The 19,607-nt window shown below is 57.6% G+C and carries 18 protein-coding genes and 2 pseudogenes; 11 read left to right on the top strand and 9 right to left on the bottom strand.

Features of this window, described 5'->3' with window-relative positions:
* Nucleotides 1-19: 19 nt before the first annotated feature.
* From QA648_RS30600 to QA648_RS30580, 5 genes and pseudogenes are all read left to right on the top strand, one after another.
* Nucleotides 20-853 carry a branched-chain amino acid ABC transporter permease gene (locus QA648_RS30600; RefSeq protein ID WP_260304433.1) on the top strand — a complete coding sequence of 278 codons (834 nt, stop codon included), beginning with the start codon at nt 20-22 and terminating at the stop codon, nt 851-853.
* Complete coding sequence (locus tag QA648_RS30595) at nt 846-2,603, top strand: ATP-binding cassette domain-containing protein (protein ID WP_245464133.1); 1,758 nt, start codon at nt 846-848, stop codon at nt 2,601-2,603. The genes QA648_RS30600 and QA648_RS30595 overlap by 8 nt, the downstream gene beginning before the upstream one ends.
* Nucleotides 2,596-3,303, top strand: a complete 708-nt coding sequence (locus QA648_RS30590; RefSeq protein WP_104827708.1) for an ABC transporter ATP-binding protein — start codon at nt 2,596-2,598, stop codon at nt 3,301-3,303. The genes QA648_RS30595 and QA648_RS30590 overlap by 8 nt, the downstream gene beginning before the upstream one ends.
* Before the next feature lie 11 nt (nt 3,304-3,314).
* Nucleotides 3,315-4,472, top strand: coding sequence for an amidase family protein (locus QA648_RS30585; protein WP_104827707.1), 1,158 nt, complete (start codon nt 3,315-3,317; stop codon nt 4,470-4,472).
* Between the two features lie 76 nt (nt 4,473-4,548).
* A pseudogene (locus QA648_RS30580) lies at nt 4,549-4,659 on the top strand (restriction endonuclease); the annotation flags it as partial.
* 316 nt (nt 4,660-4,975) lie between these two features.
* On the opposite strand, the gene QA648_RS30575 reads toward QA648_RS30580, so the two are convergent.
* From QA648_RS30575 to QA648_RS30550, 6 genes and pseudogenes are all read right to left on the bottom strand, one after another.
* Nucleotides 4,976-5,137, bottom strand: coding sequence for a hypothetical protein (locus tag QA648_RS30575; RefSeq protein ID WP_283052686.1), 162 nt, complete (start codon nt 5,135-5,137; stop codon nt 4,976-4,978).
* Nucleotides 5,138-5,494: 357 nt separating this feature from the next.
* Nucleotides 5,495-6,088 (bottom strand): NADPH-dependent F420 reductase, encoded by a 594-nt coding sequence (locus QA648_RS30570; RefSeq protein WP_283052684.1) that lies wholly within the window; start codon nt 6,086-6,088, stop codon nt 5,495-5,497.
* A gap of 68 nt (nt 6,089-6,156) precedes the next feature.
* Complete coding sequence (locus QA648_RS30565; RefSeq protein ID WP_104827995.1) at nt 6,157-6,615, bottom strand: nuclear transport factor 2 family protein; 459 nt, start codon at nt 6,613-6,615, stop codon at nt 6,157-6,159.
* A 41-nt stretch (nt 6,616-6,656) separates the two neighbouring features.
* Entirely contained in the window at nt 6,657-7,529 is an 873-nt protein-coding gene (locus QA648_RS30560) for an SDR family NAD(P)-dependent oxidoreductase (RefSeq protein WP_245464132.1), read from the bottom strand.
* Nucleotides 7,530-7,539: 10 nt separating this feature from the next.
* Nucleotides 7,540-8,598 (bottom strand): LLM class flavin-dependent oxidoreductase, encoded by a 1,059-nt coding sequence (locus tag QA648_RS30555; protein ID WP_283052680.1) that lies wholly within the window; start codon nt 8,596-8,598, stop codon nt 7,540-7,542.
* A gap of 17 nt (nt 8,599-8,615) precedes the next feature.
* Nucleotides 8,616-8,933 (bottom strand): annotated as a pseudogene (locus tag QA648_RS30550) (pirin-like C-terminal cupin domain-containing protein); the annotation flags it as partial.
* 560 nt (nt 8,934-9,493) lie between these two features.
* Here QA648_RS30550 and QA648_RS30545 point away from each other — a divergent pair.
* Entirely contained in the window at nt 9,494-10,357 is an 864-nt protein-coding gene (locus tag QA648_RS30545) for a LysR family transcriptional regulator (RefSeq protein WP_104827702.1), read from the top strand.
* Nucleotides 10,358-10,685: 328 nt separating this feature from the next.
* Here QA648_RS30545 and QA648_RS30540 read toward each other — a convergent pair whose 3' ends face one another.
* Nucleotides 10,686-11,105: a VOC family protein gene (locus QA648_RS30540; protein WP_283052678.1), complete on the bottom strand. Its 420-nt coding sequence runs from the start codon at nt 11,103-11,105 to the stop codon at nt 10,686-10,688.
* Nucleotides 11,106-11,273: 168 nt separating this feature from the next.
* Nucleotides 11,274-12,458: an ROK family transcriptional regulator gene (locus QA648_RS30535; protein WP_158704613.1), complete on the bottom strand. Its 1,185-nt coding sequence runs from the start codon at nt 12,456-12,458 to the stop codon at nt 11,274-11,276.
* Between the two features lie 252 nt (nt 12,459-12,710).
* On the opposite strand from QA648_RS30535, the gene QA648_RS30530 reads away from it, so the two are divergent.
* Genes QA648_RS30530 through QA648_RS30515 form a run of 4 tightly spaced genes read left to right on the top strand, consistent with a single transcriptional unit; the run spans nt 12,711 to nt 17,162 of the window.
* Nucleotides 12,711-14,003 carry a glycoside hydrolase family 30 beta sandwich domain-containing protein gene (locus QA648_RS30530; protein WP_283052676.1) on the top strand — a complete coding sequence of 431 codons (1,293 nt, stop codon included), beginning with the start codon at nt 12,711-12,713 and terminating at the stop codon, nt 14,001-14,003.
* Between the two features lie 44 nt (nt 14,004-14,047).
* Nucleotides 14,048-15,316 carry an extracellular solute-binding protein gene (locus tag QA648_RS30525; protein ID WP_104827697.1) on the top strand — a complete coding sequence of 423 codons (1,269 nt, stop codon included), beginning with the start codon at nt 14,048-14,050 and terminating at the stop codon, nt 15,314-15,316.
* Between the two features lie 8 nt (nt 15,317-15,324).
* Nucleotides 15,325-16,296, top strand: coding sequence for a sugar ABC transporter permease (locus QA648_RS30520; RefSeq protein WP_283052674.1), 972 nt, complete (start codon nt 15,325-15,327; stop codon nt 16,294-16,296).
* On the top strand, nt 16,293-17,162 hold the full coding sequence (locus QA648_RS30515) for a carbohydrate ABC transporter permease (protein ID WP_283052672.1): 870 nt from the start codon (nt 16,293-16,295) through the stop codon (nt 17,160-17,162). Before QA648_RS30520 ends, QA648_RS30515 begins: the two co-directional genes overlap by 4 nt.
* Here QA648_RS30515 and QA648_RS30510 read toward each other — a convergent pair.
* A protein-coding gene (locus tag QA648_RS30510) for an IS3 family transposase (RefSeq protein WP_283047253.1) occupies nt 17,112-18,331 on the bottom strand; the annotation gives its coding sequence in 2 pieces (ribosomal slippage) (nt 17,112-17,995 and nt 17,995-18,331; 1,221 coding nt in all). The two genes, QA648_RS30515 and QA648_RS30510, sit on opposite strands and share 51 nt — an antisense overlap.
* A 157-nt stretch (nt 18,332-18,488) precedes the next feature.
* Between QA648_RS30510 and QA648_RS30505 the strand changes: the two genes are divergently transcribed.
* On the top strand, nt 18,489-19,490 hold the full coding sequence (locus QA648_RS30505; protein ID WP_283052671.1) for an ABC transporter ATP-binding protein: 1,002 nt from the start codon (nt 18,489-18,491) through the stop codon (nt 19,488-19,490).
* The last annotated feature ends 117 nt before the right edge of the window (nt 19,491-19,607 follow it).

Below are 19,607 nucleotides of genomic sequence, written 5' to 3'. Positions count from 1 at the left end.
CAGCATCGGAGTTCCAGAAATGACCCTCTTTCTCGATATCGTCAGTACCGCGGCCATTCTCTTCATCGTTGCCGCCGGGCTGCTTGCGATCTTCGGCGTGCTGAAGATCATCAATTTCGCGCATGGCGCATGGCTGACCATCGGGGCTTACTGCGCCGTCGTCGTCAGCGGATTCGGCCTCAATCCATGGCTTGCCATTCCTTTCGCATTTCTGGTCGGAGCGATCCTCGGCGGCGTTGCCGAACGGTTCATCGTGCGGCCTCTTTATCGACGACCGCTCGACGCCATTCTTGCAACCTGGGGGCTAGGCATCGTCATCGGCCAACTGATCACGCTTTGGTTTGGTCGCGATGTGCAGTTCACACCGGCTCTGCTGCCCGGCACCTTCGATCTCTTCGGCATCGGCTACTCGGCCTACCGCCTTTTCGCCATTGCGGCGGCTATCGGTCTGGGTCTCGGTTTCACCTTGCTGCTCGATGGGACAAGGCTTGGTCTTTCCGCGCGGGCAGTCATCATGAACGAAACGCTGGCGCGCGGGCTCGGTATCGACACCGAAAAGGTGCGGCTCGCAACCTTCATGATCGGCACCGGCCTTGCCGCCCTTGCAGGCGTGCTGCTCGCGCCGCTGACCAGCGTCGATCCCAATATGGGCGTCGCCTGGCTGACCGGCGCCTTCATGCTGGTGATGGTCGCGGGCTCTTCTTTCGGCGCGCTTGCCGCCGCCTGTCTCATCTTCGGCGCCGCTCAGGTGCTCGTCAGCACCTATTTCAGTCCGATCCTCGGCGGCATCACCGTCGCCGTCCTCTGCGCAGTCACATTGCGCATACGTCCGAAAGGATTTGCCCGTGCCTGACAAACAGAAACTCCGGCTTGTTCTTTTGCTGGCGCTGGCGTCTGCAGCACTTCTGCTGATCGCTTTCGGACCGATGTTCCTCGGCCGCTTCAGCCTCAACGTCCTCACGCGTTCGATGATTTACGCCATGCTGGCGATCACCGTCGATTTGCTGTGGGGCTATACGGGCGTTCTCACCTTCGGGCAGGCGGCATTCTTTGGCGTCGGCGCCTATGCCACCGCCATGGTTCTCACCCATATTGGCGCAAGCCCGGCGCTTTTCGTCGTCGCCCTTGTCGCCGCCGTGCTCGTTCCGCTCCTGCTTGGTCTCGCGGTCGGCTGGCTGTCGTTCTATCACGGATCGACACCGCTCTATGCCACCGTGATCTCGCTCGTTGTGCCGATCGTCGTTACACAGCTCGTCTTTTCGGGCGGTACCTGGACCGGCTCCTCGAGCGGCCTCGTCGGTTACGAAACTCTCCCGCTCGGGCTTTCCGGCTATTTTCGCCTGTCGGGCACCTGCTTGCTGGCTTTGGCTGTTCTTGGGATCGTCTTTGTCCGGTCGGACGCCGGCCGTCTGCTCGCTGCAATCCGCGACAATGAAGCCCGCGTCGCCTATCTGGGCATGAACCCCGCCCGGACGAAAATCGTCCTGGTCGGCGTTCTTGCCGGCGTATGTGGCCTTGCGGGTTTCCTCTATGCCAATGCGTCCGGTGTCGTCGCGCCCGAGAACACCGGGTTCGTATTCGGAACCGAACTCGTCGTCTGGACGGCGCTTGGTGGTCGGGGAACAATCATCGGGCCCTTGTTCGGCGCAATCGGCATCGATTATCTGAGCGCCAGCCTGTCGGGCGATCTACCCTTCCTGTGGCAACTGATCGTCGGTGCGCTCTTCGTCGTCATGATCATCCTTTTGCCGGGCGGCCTCGCCTCCTTGGTGACGCGTTTCCTGCAGTCCGCAAACTCCAACAGCACTTTGAAGCCCTTGCCGACGCGCATCGTCGCCAAGAATGGTGGGTTGGCAGGCGGAAGCCTTCTGTCGATCCGCGGTCTCGGCAAGTCCTATGGCAGCTTATCCGTGCTGAAGGGCATCGACCTTGAAATCGGCGCCGGAGAACTCGTCAGCCTGGTCGGCCCGAACGGCGCCGGCAAGACCACTCTGATGCGTTGTCTGTCGGACGGTACCCAAGAGATCGAAGGTCAAGTGGATATCATCGGTACGAATATCGCTGGTCGTTCACCCGAACGGATCGTCGCCCTCGGTGTCGGCCGGAAATTTCAGGTCGCCAGCATCTTCGACAGCATGACCATCGGCGAATGCCTGAAGATGGCGCGTCTCAGCCGTGAGACGCCCAACCCGATGCGCTCGTCCGCCGAGATCGTGCTGCCGGCTGCTGCGGCCGAGATCCTGATGCTCACCGGCATGGCTGACATGCTGGACAAACCGGTCTCGCTACTGTCGCACGGTCAAAGGCAGGCTCTCGAGCTGGCGATGGTCGTAGCTCTGGAGCCACGCATCATTCTGCTCGACGAGCCGACTGCGGGCCTAACCAAGACCGAGCGCATGACCATCGGCGCCATCCTCAAGAAACTCACGGACGAGATGGGTTTCGCCGCCATCCTGGTGGAACACGATCTCGATTTCGTGCGTGACATATCGAGCCGCATCGTGGTTCTCCACCAAGGCAAGCTTGTTCTCGACGGCACGGTGAATGACGTGGTCAATTCCGAAACGGTTCGCACCATCTACGCAGGAGGCGCCCATGGCTGACGCGTTCAAACTCAAGCTCAGCGGCGTATCGAGCGGATATGGCGCGGTCGATGTCGTCAATGGCGTGTCGCTCGCCATCCGGCCCGGCGAGATCTTTGCCCTCATGGGCAAGAACGGCATGGGCAAAACGACGCTGCTGAAGACGATCCTCGGCTTCCTGCGTGCCGGCAAAGGTACAATCGAGGTCGATGGTGCCGTTATCATCGACAGGAAGCCTGCGGAACTAATCGCTTCCGGAATCGGCTATGCACCTCAAGAATTGCCGTTGTTTCAGGATCTCTCCATCCGTGACAATCTGCGCCTCGCGCTCAAAGGCGATCGGGATCTGGCATCCGCGCTGGAGAGGGTCTACGGCTATTTCCCGTTTCTGAAGGACCGGCTGCCCCAGAAGGCCGGCACGCTTTCGGGGGGTGAGCAGAAAATGCTGATCCTGGCGCGGGCGCTGATGCTGCGGCCAAAGCTGCTGCTGATCGACGAAATCTCCGAAGGCCTGCAGCCCTCTGTCGTACAGAACATTGCCAAAGCGCTGAGGCACGACCGTGAGCAGCGCGGCACGACCATCCTGCTGGTCGAACAGAACCTGGACTTCGCCCTTTCCGTGGCGGACCGCTGGGCCATTCTCAAACTTGGAGCGATCGAAGACGAAAGCCCCAATGGTCCAGACAGCCGCAACCGTGTCTTGCAGCATCTGAAGATCTAGGGAGCGGTTAAGTGCAGGACCGGTGGAATGCATTCATGCCCTATCCGCAGGTAGATGTTGGCCACGCATCTGCCGGCCCGCTTTCCGGCCTTCGCCTCGCAGTGAAGGACCTTTTTGACGTCGCCGGCTATCCTACGGCGGCCGGCAATGCCGCGGTGCTCGCTGCCTCCGGCATCAAGACATCGACAGCACCCCTAGTGCAAACGGTTTTGGATGCGGGAGCCCGGTTTATAGGCAAGACCAATACCGATGAACTTGCCTATTCCCTCATCGGCGGTAACATCCATTTCGGCATGCCGACCAATCCTTCCGATCCCGATATCATTCCTGGCGGCTCGTCATCGGGTTCAGCCGTCGCGGTCGCTGCAGGCCTTGCGGATATCGGCCTCGGGACGGATACCTCCGGCTCCATCCGACTGCCTGCCGCCGTCAACGGGCTCGTTGGCTGGCGGCCAACACATGGAAGCCTCGACACCGGAGCGCTGCGCCCCCTGGCACCGAGCTTCGATGTGCCCGGTTTCATGACGAGAAGCCTGGAGCCAATGGCCGCAATCATGAGTGCAGTCGGGATACCCGCAGTAGACGACAGGCCGTCGTCTGTTCTGATAGCCGCGAATATCTTTGACAGCGTCGACCAAGACGTGGCGGACCAATTGATCGCCTTTCTTCGATCGGCTGCCATCCCCGTTCGTGAAGTAGGCTCGATCAGCTCGCTCAGCTTGGACGAGCTTGCTTTGGCATTCGTCACCATTCTCCAAAAGGAAGCCTGGGAAAGCAACAAATTATTTTTCGAGCGAAGTCCGCAGTCTATCGCACCCGACATCGCCGCGCGTCTTCTGGCAGGATCTTGCCTGAGCGAGGAAGAGGTGCGGGAGGCACGCCGGGTTCGAGAGAACCTTTCGAGGGAGATCGACCGATTGCTCGGCGACGGCGTCGTTATCGCTCTTCCGACATTGGCCACGAGCCCACCAAGGCGTGATGCTACGGTGGAAAGCTTTGCTGCGTTTCGCTCCACCTGCATCAAGTTTCTCTGTCTCTCAGGCCTCAGCGGTTGCCCGCAACTGACGGTTCCAATCGTCGGTTCGGCCCAGAGCGCTTCGGTTTCTTTGGTTGGCGCAAGAACCGCCGACAGGATGCTCGTCAATGTGGCGATGCGAGTGGGTGATTGAAGAGCGGCGCTATCGAAAAGCAGTTCCCGTAGTGTTGACGGGGTTGCAAAGATTGCTCTTCATTTGCATCAGGCGCGTTCGCGGCCTTGTTAACAAAACTGGCAAAGCGATCGTGCCGAACGGAATTTCCGAGCGGCCGCACCCACAGTTCCTCAGGTGGCATCGCGAGAACTGCTTCAAGCACTGAAGGCGACGACTGCGGCAAGTTGATTGGATCATCCGGATCAGTCCGGCGAGGCTATCTTCTGGTGGAGCATCCTTGCAAATTTCGTCAGCCCATTTTGCTGAAGCGCGTCGATGAAACCTTCAACCGTTGGCGTTGTCTTGCGCAGATTAAGCCGCGCACATTTGACGCTGGAGATCAGCGCGTCGGGAAACGCAGCATGGAGTTTCGGTCAGGAAATCATCAGGCGTCTTGCTCGTCACGCCCGTGAGGGCGGAGGTCTTGTGCTGGGAAATCCTTCAGGTATCTGACCGAAGCTGCTCAGAATTTCACCTCCAAATCAAATATCCAAGCCATTGGACGCGGTACCAGCCTTATAGTCGCCCGTATAGGCAATAGATGGCGCCTCATCAGCAGAGACAACGCTCGTCGCCGCAGAAGTGGCCAAAGTGGCGGAACCCGCTGCGATTTTTAGAAAGTCCCGACGCGTGTTGCTGTTCATTGTCCCGATCTTTCGCTGTTCGATAGTGAGTTTTTGGTCGCCGCTTCGGCGATTGCCAGTTTGATACCGCTTCGCTGGGCAATCGGTAGCCTTAAGATTTGCAGAACTGTGCCGTGGAACCTGGAACGGCTCATACGACCGTTGTGGAACAGCGAGTTCTGATTCCCTATTGATTGAAGCGCTGAAGAGCGGTTCGTCTTCAATCTGGGACCTTCCAAGATCATTTCTGGGATCCGAAAAGCAATGGGAAGGGGCATTTTCTATTAGTCAATCGAAACATGCATAGTCTGACGCAAAGCCCACGGTCACGCTCAAGAACGGATCTGACTGACCGTTCTCTTGTCATCGGCTTACCAATTATCCGAGTTGGACGAACTCCTTGGCGGCAACGCCGCCACCGAATTGCTGGGCACGGCCGCCTTCAGCGATGCCGCCCAGATCGACAGCGGCGAAGCCGAGGCGCTCGATGAGCTCGGCAACAGCAGTCCGGGCCGACACGTCATCGCCCGAAACAAACAAAACGCGACGGCCGCCGGATATCGCTGGATCAGCCCCGAGCCGGGCCGCCAAGAGCGTGTTGAAGGCCTTCACGACTCTGGCACCTGAAACAGCATCGGCAACGATCTGCGTGGATAGTCGGCCCTTAAGGTCGCGCGGCGTGAAGGCGGGGAAGTCGATCGCGTTCGTCGCGTCCACCACGATGCGGCCGTCCCATTCGACACCTTTTACCGCATTGGGTACGGCGTCGAATGGGATCGCTAAAATGACAACATTAGCCTGAAGGGCTTCCGCAGCCGTCACCGGCTTCACCCGATCACCGAACTCCGTGACCAAGCCGGCCAGGCTCTCCGGACCCTTGGTGTTGGCGAGCGATACATTGATTTCTTTGGCGGCAAACCGCCGGGCGAGCGCGCTGCCGATAGCTCCCGATCCGAGAATGGCATACTTCATTAAAAGAGTCCTTTCGCAGTTCTCTATTTCCGCCTGTGGAGCTTGGCTCCGTACCGCCGGATCTTCTTTCAGAACATATCATTTGGATTGGCGCGGGGGATATTCGGGGCGACCCATGGAGCCGAATTATCCGAGCTGCCGACGAATTGCAGAACATCCCAATGTTCCACCGCTTTTCCATCGGCATCCATTCGGTAGATATCGACACCGGCGACACCGGGGTCATCAGTATCGTCATTGAAAAGATTCACGAAATTCACGTGGGTCCAGACATAGTCACCAGTCGCGATGAGACGGTGGATAACGACACGCGCGTTCGCGCGCTCATGCGTAACCTGGCCAAAATATTTCCCCAAAGCATCCGAGCCGTCGGCGATCAGCGGGTTGTGCTGGACGTAATCAGGACTGACGAACTTGGCTGTCGCTTCCGCCGATTTCTTCTGATTGATCATCAAATCATAGAGGGCCAGCACATTATCTTTGTTACGAACGGCGCGGGCATCATTGGGGTCTACGAGTACGAGCATGGATTCCTCTTTCGTTGGAAGCGAATGGCTATCGGACAAATTCAACTTAGACCGACGATTTGAAGGCGCAGGGCATCCAGCTCCGCATCGGATTTCTCACGAGCCGCGCGAAGCATCTGGTCGGCGTCGGGGCCGACCGGGGCGCGGCTCGGTGCGGGGACCTGCTCCGCCAGTTCGATCACGCGCTTGGCGGCCGAAACTGAGTCAAGGCCGCTACTCTGCATGGTGTTGAGTGTGGTGGCGAATGTGTCGAACGCCTGGCCGTACAATGCGCGCTCTTCAAGCGTCATACCGTCGGCGACGCGAGCGAGGGCGGAAGCTGTCTTCGCCGGGCCGCCGGTTCTCATATTGCCAGCAGGCGCTACTACGACATCGATGCCAAAAGACTTCAGTTCAGCGCGGTAGACTGCTGCGAACACCTCCATGGCCGCCTTCGATGCGCCAGACGGCCCGTTGAAGGGGAGCGGCACGGTAGCCGTCCAGGTGCTGACTTGAACAATGCGCCCAGGCGCCTTGCGCAACGCCGGCAGGAAGGCGTTGATGACCGACAAAGCCCCAAACACATTGACGTCGAACTCGTGCCGGATGGCGTCGAGTGACAAAAGCTCGATCGGGCCTGGAGTCAGGATCCCCGCATTGTTGATCAGGATGTCGAGCCCGGCGGCGCCGAGCGCGTCGGACACGCCGCCTGCCCAGGCTTTTACGGCCTGCTCCTTGGTCATATCACAAACTGTCAGGCTGACACGCCCATCGGAGGCGTCTTTCAGGTCATGAACCTCCGCCGGGGACATCGCCGTGCCGAAAACGATGTAGCCCTTGGCGGCAAGCCCAAGGGCAATATCGCGGCCGAGACCCCCTCCTGCTCCGGTTATCGCAACGGAACGACCGGAATGTTGCGAGGTCGATGACATCATGCGTCTCCTTTCAGAAGTCGAGGGTTCCTGACGGCTTTGCCTGCGCTGTCCGGACGATGGGTGCCACGTCGTTTCCAAGCAGCTCGATCGAGCGCTTCATCGCGGTCGTATCGAGAGATGCCGTGCTCATTTGGAAGGTGATGCGAGACACGCCGCCGAGTGCGGCGCTCGCTTTGAGCATTTTGCCGGCAACAGTTGCTGAGTCGCCGATCAAGAATGCACCTTCCGGTCCGCACATTGCCTCGAACTGCTGGCGCGTAGGGGAAGACCAGCCACGTTCACGACCGATCTTTGCCGTTAGGTGCGCCCAGCCGGGAAAGAAGGCGTCCTTGGCCTTCCCAGTGGTTTCTCCGACAAAGCCCATCGCATGGACGCCGACGGTGAGCTGTTCAGGGGGGTGGCCGGCACGCTGCCCAGCCTCGCGATAGAGATCGACCAGCGGACGGAACCTCTCAAAGCTGCCGCCAATAATCGCGACCATCAACGGAAGCCCCAGCGCGCCAGCGCGAGCAAAGGACTGCGGCGTGCCGCCGACGCCTACCCATACCGGCAACCGCTGTTGATGGGGACGCGGGAAGACACCTTGCCCATCGAGCTTGGGGCGAAAGTGCCCTTCCCACTTCAGATTGATCGTTTCGCGAAGCTTCAGCAAAAGATCGAGCTTCTCAGCGAAGAGTGCGTCATAGTTCCGAGTGTCCAGACCGAACAGGGGATAGGCCTCGCCGAACGACCCTCGGCCGACCGTGATTTCGACGCGACCTTTCGAGATCAAGTCAAGAGTCGCAAATTCTTGAAACACACGCACGGGATCAGCGGCGCTCAGCACCGTGACCGCGCTTGTGAGACGGATCTGGCCCGTGCGGGCAGCCGCAGCCGCCAAAATGATCGGCGGTGCAGAATCCAAGAATTCGGCACGGTGGTGCTCGCCGATGCCGAACACGTCGAGCCCGACGCGGTCGGCAACCTCGACCTCCTCGAGGAGATCGGCCATGCGGTCAGTTGCCGAAGGCAGCCTTCCTGTTGCCGGATCGGGCAGGATTGCCGCGAAACTGTCTATGCCAATTTCCATAAAATGTCCTTGCAAAGTCATCGGTCGGCGCGAGCGACACGCACCGGATCGGGTGGCAACGGAATGAATTCGGTCTCGCCGGCGATCTCGGGGAAGCGCCCATGGCGCCAGTCGTCCTTGGCCTGCTCGATGCGTTCCTTCGAGCTTGAGACGAAGTTCCAGTAGATGTGGCGTGGTTCGGGAAAAGGCTCGCCGCCGAGCAACATCAGATGGGCGCTGCCGCGGGCTCGCAGCACAATCTCAGCCCCCGGCTTGAAGACCACCAACTGTGCTTCGCCGAAGGCGTCCGTCTGGCCAGCAACCTCTATCTCACCAGGGAGCAAATCCGCCGCGCGACTTGATAACGATGACGCCAGGATATGCTTACAAAAGACTTTGGAGATGGACACCTCGCCAAGAACGCTACCATTGAGGGCGGGAATACTTGCCATAACCGCTCTCCTTGGTGTGAACAGCGCTCAAAATGGCCTTCAGGCGAGCAAGGCGGTAGCCTTACAAAGCAACCAACTGTGTCGCGAAAACTGGAACGGTCAGGGCGGATGGAAATCTGAAATTGGATTGAAGCAGCGCGTCTTCATCGCAGCAGCGTATCGAAGATTGAACGCTTTATACCCGAGCCCCACCCACGGGGGCACCGGTCCAAGGTCTTTCATACACGAGAGCAAGAGGACGGCCGCCGCATCCTTCGTAGGACAGGAACATCACCGACACTTTGGGATCTTGGTGAATTTCCAGGTCAGCGGGAATCAGCGCTGCCGCGTCTAGATGCTTGTGCCGCGATAAATGTCCGGAGGATCAGAGGCCCGCTACTCCCCAAACCTTACCTATCGTTCCTAAAGATGGCGTGCTAGTCTCACTACGCGCATACCATGTCTCGAAAACTGGAACGCCTGTGTTGGATTTTGAAGATCTGCAGACATTTGTCGAAGTGGCCAACGCTGGCGGCGTTTCGCCGGCTGCTCGGCGGCTAGGTGTTTCAAAGTCCATCGTCAGTAGGCGGTTGTTTCGATTGGAAGCAGAGCTGGGCGTCCAGCTTCTAGCGCGAACGACACGGGGCGCGTCCCTGACCGAAGCCGGAGTCACATTCCGAGACCATGCGGCCCGAGTTTGCGCCGAGATGGATGTTGCTCGGGAAACCATCTTGCCTGATGGCGAGTTGCGCGGGCTCCTACGGATTACAGCCCCTTTGTCATTCGGGACGACGCATTTGGCACCGGTGCTCGCCGAATTCGCTAGGCGTCACCCACTACTCTGCGTGCACACGGCTTACACTGATCGCTTCGTTGATATCATTGCCGAAGGCTTTGATTGTGCAGTGCGCGTCGGGTACCTTCCCGACTCGAACCTTGTCGCTCGGCGGATTGGCCCGATCCATGGCATGCTGGTCGCGAGCCCAGCCTACATCAAAGAACATGGAGCCCCCGAGACATCCGAAGAACTCCTGACCCACCAATTTCTTATGCAGGGAACGGAAGCTCGGCAGCTGATCGATGGAGATAAGACGATCACTATTCACCCGCAAGGCCGGTTCAAGGCAGACAATGGAATCGCGCTGGCGGCCGCGGCAGTGGCGGGACTTGGAATTGCTGCGCTTCCGGATTTCCTTGTGGAAACCTATTTGGCGTCCGGTGCCCTAACGCAAGTGATGACCCGTTATCGTTGCCCGGAGGCTGGCATATATGTGGTCCGGCCGCCTGGACAACACCCTGCGCGCAAAATCCGGGCGCTTACAGAACTGATGATCCAACATTTTGGATAATATCCAAGCTGTTGCTTGGCAGTTCGCTGTTAAGTTCGCAGCATGGCTGGGCGCCGAGCGCTTGCTTGAGAACACGCCGTTTGCGCTGCGCCGCACTTTTGTCTCAAGCAGATGAATTGGTAATAGCGTGGTGTGACTTCCTTTTACCTTCGCCACTGCAGCTCTTCATGCTCGAAGGGCGTTCCACCCTGGAAGTCATCGCTGTTTTCAAAATGGTGTCGGGCAAACGCTTTGATCGCGTCGGCAACCATGCCAGAGATCATCAGGTCGAAATGGGCCTGCACGCCGGAGCAGGCGACGATGCCATGCCGCTTAACACCACATGCGATTACCAATCGGCAACGCGGTCACCACCGATAAACTGGGCACTTCTATCCGTGTATTCGAACAGCTCAATTCGGACGTCGTTGGGATCGCGCAACCAAGCTTGATACGTGTCATCGCACGCAAGCCTCTTGTTGGTAATCTCGACCCCTTTGGATCGGATATGTTCGATGGCATCGTCCATGTCTTCCACCTCAAGGCAGAAGTGGTTGATCTGGTTATGTTCGCTGTAGCTGGTCTCGCTCTTTTCGAAAACTTCGATTGCGGTCCGTCCATTGCAGTTGACGTAGAAACCGAAGATTTTGCCGTCGCGGAGAAAACTGAACTGAGTGTCCGCGCCAAGTACGTCCCGATAAAACGCCCGGGTCTTATCGAGATCCCGGGTGAAAATGCAAACATGGGCGAGTTGTCTGAGCTTAATCATGGTGCCTCCTCGCGTCGTTACCGAAGGTGTAATTCGCCATGACTTCCCTTCGGCATTCGATATTTCATTAAATAAAAGAAGTCGATCTTTCAAGTGCTTTCGCGCCACCGTTCCAGAATGTAGGCGAATGTGTCGCCGGCAACGGCATAGACCGAAATGCGATTTAGCCTATTCCGACAGCAACTTGGCTTCGAAGCCAGCCGCACTTTCAAAATCGAAGAACTTCTGGATAGCAAGCGCGGATGCACCACGCGACCACACGTTATTCTCCCAATCCACCTCGACTGGGGGAGGTGTTTCGAAACAATATTCGTTAACCGCAGCTATCAGCGGCTCGACCAAACCGCATCCAAAGCGAATTGCTTCCCCACCGACAATGACGACGTCAGGGTCAACAAGATCGATCATCGTCACCAACCTCACGCCGATCTCATGACCCGTTTGGCCAAGATAGGCAATCGCGCGAAGATCGCCGCTGGAGGCCGCCTGCTGCAGCTCAAGCGGCGGGTGGTGGGGCTGCGTGGCTTGAATTTCCGACCACGCCTTGGTCATGGCCGGCTCGGAGAAGCGGCTTCCCCAGCTCAGCCTGTGTTCACGCGGAGCTCCCAGTGCCGTCGAATCTACAGCAAAGCCGACTTCACCGGCAGCATATCGAGCACCTCGATGGATCTGCCCATTAAAGATCAGGGCAGCGCCGACACCGGTGCCAATGATTAGCACAAGTGCCGAATTGCGACGGCGAGCATGGCCGAATAACTGCTGGGCGATTGCAAACGCGTTTACATCGTTATCCACCCAGACCGGGACGTTCAGCCGTTCTGCAAGGAGGGCAGCTATCGGAACATCCTTCCAACCGAAGCGATGCGAAATCAGGCATACCCCTCGTTCGATATCGATGAGGCCTGGCATCGCCAATCCTACGCCGATCAGTTTCTCGCGAGGTTGTCGTGCCTTGGTCAGCAAATGTTCCACCGCCTGTTGAGCGGCCTCGGTCACTCGATCGGGAACCAGGCGGGGCAGCGCGACGACATGGTTTGCGATCTGCTCAGTTGCTAGATCGGTGAGAACAGCCTCAAGCCGGTCCTCCATCAATTTCAATCCAATTGAAAGGCGCGCAGAGTAATCGATATCGAGCGGCGTAGGTTTTCTGCCACCACTGCTTTGTCCGCTTTCGCCTTCCTTGACAAAGCCCTCGTTCATCAACTCTGTCACAACGCCGGTAATAGCGGCATTGCTGAGCCCCGTGCGGCTGGCAATCTCTCCACGGCTCAGCCCGCCTTCTCGTCGCAGCAGATTGAGGACAAGGCGCCTGTTTAATGCTCGTGTCGTGCTTTGGTCGCCTTTGAGCGCCATGCGTTGCTCCATCGATACTTCTTTAACACAATGAAAAAAGTCTTGCGCTGATCCGCATCCTGCATTAGAAAGACGCTCAGGATCAATTGCCGCTTTGCTTATCACAGCGGATTGCCGTCCGGGAGGAGCTCCGGACATCGTTGTTCTGCGCGGCCTGTGCCGCAAACTTTGAAACATATTCAACCATTTGCGCCAGCAGCAAGGTGCGCGGACTCGCGCGCCGTGAAGAGCTGCGCATGGAAAGGACCATGAATGACCATCGAATGGATCTCCTCCTCACCGGAACAAGCGTGGAAATCCAATGATGTTAGCTCGGATGCAACCGGCTCATCATTGTCATTGTGGTACGACGATGTTGTCCTGGACGAGTTTCGGGGATTTGGCGGTTGCTTCAACGAACTCGGCTGGAAAGCGCTGCAACTGCTCGGGCAATCAGAGCGCCGCGAGGTGCTTGAAGCGCTTTTTTCCGAGAATGGCTGCGCCTTCAACTATTGCCGCCTCCCAATAGGAGCGAGCGACTATGCTGAAAGTTGGTACAGCCACAATGAGAGTGACGGCGATTTTGCGATGGAGACATTCTCCATTGCGCGCGATCACAAGAACCTGATCCCCTATATCGAAGCGGCACGCGCGGTACGGGGAAAGGACTTTAGCCTTTTTGCCTCGCCGTGGAGCCCGCCGACCTGGATGAAGTTTCCGAAGGCTTATAACTACGGGACGCTCATCTGGGAACCGCGATATCGCAAGGCTTATGCCGAGTATCTGGCCCGCTTCATCCAAGCTTATGAGCAGGCAGGTATCGCGATACAGGCCATTCACGTGCAGAACGAGCCCAACTCGGATCAAAAGTTCCCATCGTGCGTCTGGACGGGTGCAAAGATGCGCGACTTCATTCGCGATGATCTTGGCCCCACCTTCAAAGCCGCTGGCCTGAAGACGGATATCTGGGCGGGCACAATCGAACGCGGTGATTTCAACGGCTGGGCAGGCACGATCTTTTCCGATCCGGCAGCTGCCGCCTTTATAAGCGGCATTGGTTTTCAGTGGGCCGGCAAATGGGCGGTGCAGCGTACACGCCAGGCATTTCCAGATCTGCCGATCATCCAGACGGAAAATGAATGCGGTGACGGCTCGAACAGCTGGGAATATGCCCATTATGTGTTCGATCTCATCCAACATTACCTTTCGAACGGAGCCGAAGCCTACGTCTACTGGAACATGGTGCTGGAACCCCGCGGTACCAGCACGTGGGGCTGGCAGCAGAACTCGATGATCACGGTTGATCCCGAAACAGGCTCGGCGATCTACAATCCTGAATTTTACGTGATGAAGCATTTTAGCCGTTTTGTGAAACCGGGCGCAGCCGTTTTGAAAACTGCCGGACCACTCGCTGGCAATGCGCTGGCCTTCCAAAATATCGACGGTCGCGAGGTCTACGTCATTCAGAATGCGTCCGAAGCACCAAGGTCGATCACGGTGAGGGGCGGCCGTGAAACCGTATCTTTGAACCTTGCTCCGCTTTCCATCAACACACTGGCACTTTGAATCACAACGCGGGCACTGCTCGCTGGTCTTGAGGAGGAACCGAAATGAAACCAATTCCCACCCTGCGTATGATGGCGGCTGCGTCCGCTTTTGCCGCTCTCTTTGCGTCCACAGCCCTTGCTGACGTAACCGTCCATATCCTGCGGTCGGAAGTCCCCAACGCGGAAAAAGCATACCATCAGCAGATGGCAACAAATTTCGAAAAGTCGCACCCTGGCGTTCAAATATCTTTCGAATATATCGCCAACGAAGCCTACAAGCAGAAGCTGACAACACTTCTCCAGTCGGAGCAGAAGCCGGACCTCATTTTCAGCTTCGCGGGGGGCGTCTTGAAGCAGCAGGCGGAATCAGGCGTGCTGCAGGATATCTCCGGCTCGATCTCCGACGATGTGAAAGCCAGGATTCCAAGTGCTGGCTTTGATGCATTTACCGTCGATGGCAAGCTGTACGGCTTGCCGGTCAATGTCGCCGAGGTCGTATTCTGGTGCAATCGCGATCTTGCGCAAAAGGCAGGCGTCGATCTCAATGCCATCAAAACCTGGGATGATTTTCTCGGAGCCCTGAAGAAGGCTAAGGCGGCCGGCATCACCCCGATCGTAGTCGGAGGAAAAGACAAGTGGCCGCTGATGTTTTACTACGGCTACTTGTGGGTGCGCGAGGCCGGAAAGGCTGGTATGGCCGCGGCGATGGCCGGCAAAGGTGATGGCTTTGCCGCAGCCCCGTTCGTCAAGGCCGGCGAAGATTTCAAGAAGCTCATTGACCTGCAACCCTTCGAGCCGGGTTTTATGGACACCACGTTTGAGCAGGCGACCGGTCAATTCGGTGACGGCAAGGCTCTGTTTCATCTGATGGGTGATTGGGATTATGGGACCCAGAAGCAGAATTCGGTAAGCGGCAAGGGGATTCTGGATGAAAAGCTTGCCGCCATTCGCTTTCCAGCCGTTGTTGGCGGTGCGGGGGATCCGAGCGACACGTTCGGGGGCATCAACGGTTACGCCGTTGTCGCCGGCGCTCAACCAGAGGCCATTGAATTCGTGAAATACATGACCGAGGTCGAAAATCAGAAGGTTGCCGGTGCTCAAGGTCATTATATCCCCGTCGCCAAGGGATCCGAGGAAGGCATAACCAATCCCTACTTCCGCATGATGTCGGAAGACGTTTCGAAGTCGAAGTTCCACCAGCTCTTTCTAGACCAGGCATTTGGCTCCGATGTCGGAGCCACGGCACTCGATATCTCTGCCGATCTCGCGCAAGGCGTGACCACACCCCAGGATGCAGCAAAAGCCATGCAGGACGCCTGGTCGATGCGCTAACGCCGTTATTGCCGGGCGCCAATGGGCGCCCGGTTCGGCGACGAAAAAGGGAGGATAAAATGACTGGGCTAGCACTCAACGGAATGGGAGTGGATAGAAAAGTCGGAAGGCATATCAGCAGTCAGACGCGTGCGGTCCTTCTGATGTTGCCACCGGCGTTGATTCTGTTCACACTCTTCGTGGCATTGCCGCTTGCCGATGCTGCTTATTACAGCCTGTTCAAATGGAATGGGTTTGGCAACCCGACGGAATTCGTAGGATTTGAGAATTTCCGGCAGGCGCTCGGCCATGACGTGTTCTGGCAAGCTGTGCGCAATTCGCTGTCGGTATTGGGCGTATCCGTCGTCATCCAGCTCCCGATCGCGCTCGGACTGGCATTGCTGATCTATGAGAAAACGACATCCAATACCCTCTTCCGCCTCATTTTCTTCTTGCCATTCATTCTGGCAGAGATTGCATCCGGGTTAATTTGGAGCTTTGTTTTCGACGGCAATACCGGCGTCGCTGCATTCATTTTTAACGCATTGGGATGGCCGCCGTTTTTCATCCTCGCCGATCGTCATTGGGCTTTTGCCGCCACTCTCCTAGTGATCGTTTGGAAGTACTTCGGCTTCCATATGATGATCTATATCGCAGCTCTCCAGGCCGTACCTAAGGAGCTGCTTGAAGCGGCGCGTCTCGAAGGCGCGGGACGCTGGGCTGTCGTTCGGCACGTGCAGATTCCCATGATTGCGTCAGCAATCGGCGTATCGGTCTTCTTTTCGATTGTTGGTTCGCTACAGCTGTTCGACGTCGTCATCCCACTCACCAACGGCGGTCCATCCAACACGACCCACACCATCGTCACCTATCTCTATACCTTCGGCCTCACCCGCACCCGGATCGGTTTCGGCAGCGCCGTTGGTGTGATGCTCTTCGTCGCCGCAGTTGCAGTCTCGGCAATCTATCAACGTCTCATCAGCAAAGGCGGCCGGATATGAATCTCTTCCGCTTACTTCCTGCCTTGGGCAAAATCGTCGTCCTGCTGTTGTTCACCGGCTTTGTTCTCAGCCCTCTTACGGTCGCCGTATTTGGCGGGTTCAAGACGAACGGAGAGCTCCGCTCAAATCCCTTCGGCCTGCCGCAGCGATGGAACCTCGAGTATTATTCTGCCATGGTTGGCGATCCCTCATTCTGGCGGTATCTCGGGAATTCGCTGTTCATTTCATTGGCCACGGTTTTCCTGACGATCATCGTGGCGGCGGCAGCAGCCTATGTCTTTGCTCAAATCCGCTTTCTCGGCGCGCGAATGATGCAGTCCTATCTCCTGGCCGGGCTCGTCTTTCCGTTTGCGACCGCCATCCTGCCGCTGTTCATCAAGGTTCGGGATCTCGGACTTCTGGACAGCTATTGGGCGGTGATCCTGCCTCAAACCGCATTCGGCCTTTCGCTTTCAATCATGCTGTTCAAAACGTTCTTCGAGCAACTGCCGAAAGAACTGTTCGAGGCGGCCTATGTCGAAGGATGTGGCTACGTTCGCTTCTTCTGGCAATTCACGCTTCCGCTCTCGACGCCCATTCTGGCAACGGTCGGCGTTTTCGTTTTCGTGAGTAGCTGGAACAACTTTCTGTTGCCGCTCGTCGTCGTAAACTCTCGTGATCTCTTCACATGGCCGCTCGGCATGATGCAATTCCGGGGCGAATATCTTGCGGAATGGAACCGTACGCTCGCCTTTATCTCACTCACCATTCTGCCGGCGATCGTGTTTTTCGTCGCTGCTCAGAAATTGGAGTTGCCCCCAAAAGACCGGACATGCTCAGGTTTGAGATTGCGAGCTGATGAACTCGCGCGGCGATTGATATCCTAAAGCACTGTGCGGGTGAAGATTGTTGTAATGCTCGAACCAGAACGGCAGTTGAGCGATGACGGTTTCAGCGTCGGGGGTTGGATTCACCGAGACGTAGTCGCGCTTGAAGGTTTTGACGAACGCCTCGGCCATGCCGTTCGATTGCGGGCTTCGCACCGGTGTCGTGCAAGGTTCCATGCCGATGTCGCGGAGCAAGGATGCCGTGTCCCTGGCGATGAAGCAGGAGCCGTTGTCGGTGAGCCATTCGATGGGCTCGGATAGCATGTTGATGCGGCCGAAGCGGTTCTCGACAGCGGTGATCACGAGGTCCTGCACGTCTTCGCTCTTGATGCCCTCGGTGGTGGCGACATGGGCGATTGCCTCGCGGTCGCAGCAGTCGAGGGCGAAGGCGACGCGCACCTTCTCCTTGTTGTCGCAGCCGATCTCGAAGCCGTCGGAGCACCATCTGATGTTTGAACGCTCGACGGCGACCCGGCCGTCGTGAAGGCGATCATTGACCGCTCCGGTATGACGCACCAGCAGCAGATTGTGCAGCTTCATCACCCGGTAGACACGCTTGGCATTGGGCCACGAACGCCCCAGTTTCCGGGCATTCCGACGCAGGATGGCATGGACACGCCGATAGCCGTAGGTAGGCGTATCGGCGATGACGGCCTTGATGTCCTCCAGCAGCTCACGATCAGGTAGTGGCGGGCGTCCTCTGGCTTTGGAAGGGGAGCCTGCGGCGCGCGCGGCGATATTCGAGCGGGCGACACCCAAAGTTTCGCAGACGGTCTTCATTCCAAAATCCCCCTCGGAAGAGAGAGCGAGCGCAACAGATGTTTTTTTGGGCCACCGGCGATTTCGAGGGCTTCCTTCAGGATTTCGCTCTCCATCGTCTTCTTGCCCAACAGGCGTTGCAACTCCTTCACCTGGGCCTGAAGCGCCCGGTATTCGGAAGCCGGAACGACCTCCTCCTCGGCGGCCGTCGCCGTCAGTGCCCCTTGGGACGCCAGCTTGCGCCACGCAAACAACTGGTTCGGCTGGATACCGTGTCGACGCGCGACGATGCTCACCGTCGCGTCCGCCTCATAGGTTTCGTGGATGATCGCGAGCTTCTCTGCCGTGCTCCAACGCCGCCGACGTTCCGGCCCGGAGAGGACTTCCATCTTAAAATTGCTGCTAGTCATATTACCAACATTACTCCTACCCACTTAGCTAAGTGGTGGAGCATGTCCGGGCCTTTCGGGGGCTAATTCAGTCGCTGCTCAGAAATACATTGTCGCTGGCCTCACAGGTGGTGCGGTCAAAGGTTGAGCGGGTGCTCAAAATCTCAGGGAGGATTCAATGGCCAATGTAGAACTTGCGCACATCAACAAAACCTTTGGAGCTGTCGAGACCATTCCGGACCTCACACTCGCGATTCCCGATGGGTCGTTCACTGTCCTTGTCGGCCCGTCCGGTTGCGGCAAATCCACGTTGTTGCGAATGATCGCCGGTCTGGAGGAGCCGACAAAGGGCTCAATCACCATTGGCGGAAGGGACGTAACGCGTGAGGAGCCATCCAAACGCGGAATCTCGATGGTCTTTCAATCCTATGCGCTTTTTCCGCATATGACAGTCGAACAGAACATCGATTTTGGCCTGCGGCTCGCGAAGATGCCGGCAAAGGAGCGTGAGTCGAGGGTGGCCGCTGCTGCGGACGTGTTGCATCTCAAGCCGCTATTGAAACGCAGACCTGCGGCTCTCTCCGGCGGCCAGCGGCAACGAGTGGCGATCGGGCGATCGATCGTGCGCAATCCTGAGGTGTTCTTATTCGACGAACCTCTCTCGAATCTGGACGCTGCTTTGCGCACGCAAATGCGTGTTGAACTGGCGGACCTCCATCAGCGGCTGAAGGCAACCATGGTTTATGTGACGCATGATCAAGTCGAGGCTATGACATTGGCTGATCAAATCGTTGTCATGAATGCGGGCCGCATTGAGCAGATCGGCTCTCCGCTCGAGCTTTATAACAAGCCCCAAACCTTGTTCGTTGCCACATTTATCGGGTCCCCCAAGATGAATCTGGTCTCCGGTGATGCAGCTCGCAAAGAAGGCGCCACCACGCTCGGCATACGGCCCGAGCATCTCGCGTTAGACAATGACGGTCGGTGGACAGGAACCGTGCGTATCGCCGAACATCTCGGCAACGAGACGATCGCTTACATCCAGTCAGAGGTTGGCGAACTTATAGCCCGCTTCGCCGGTCATCGCGACTTTAAGGCAGGTGAAATCCTGCGGATGAGCCCTGACCTGCAACATCTCCATCGCTTCGATGAAGATGGCCGCCGTATGTCAGAGCAATGAGCTTCAACGACGAAAGGGTGTTCACCGCTGCGGTTCAACAGCCTTCGTGTTTCGAAGATCGATCTTTGCAATTCCGCGCCATTGGCGGGGAGGAAGGAAACCATGCCTGAAGTGTCT

The sequence above is a fragment of the Rhizobium sp. CB3171 genome, assembly GCF_029714265.1.
Classification (GTDB): Bacteria; Pseudomonadota; Alphaproteobacteria; order Rhizobiales; family Rhizobiaceae; genus Rhizobium.
Note: the sequence above shows the minus strand (reverse complement) of the source record. Positions and strands in the feature narration are given on the sequence as shown.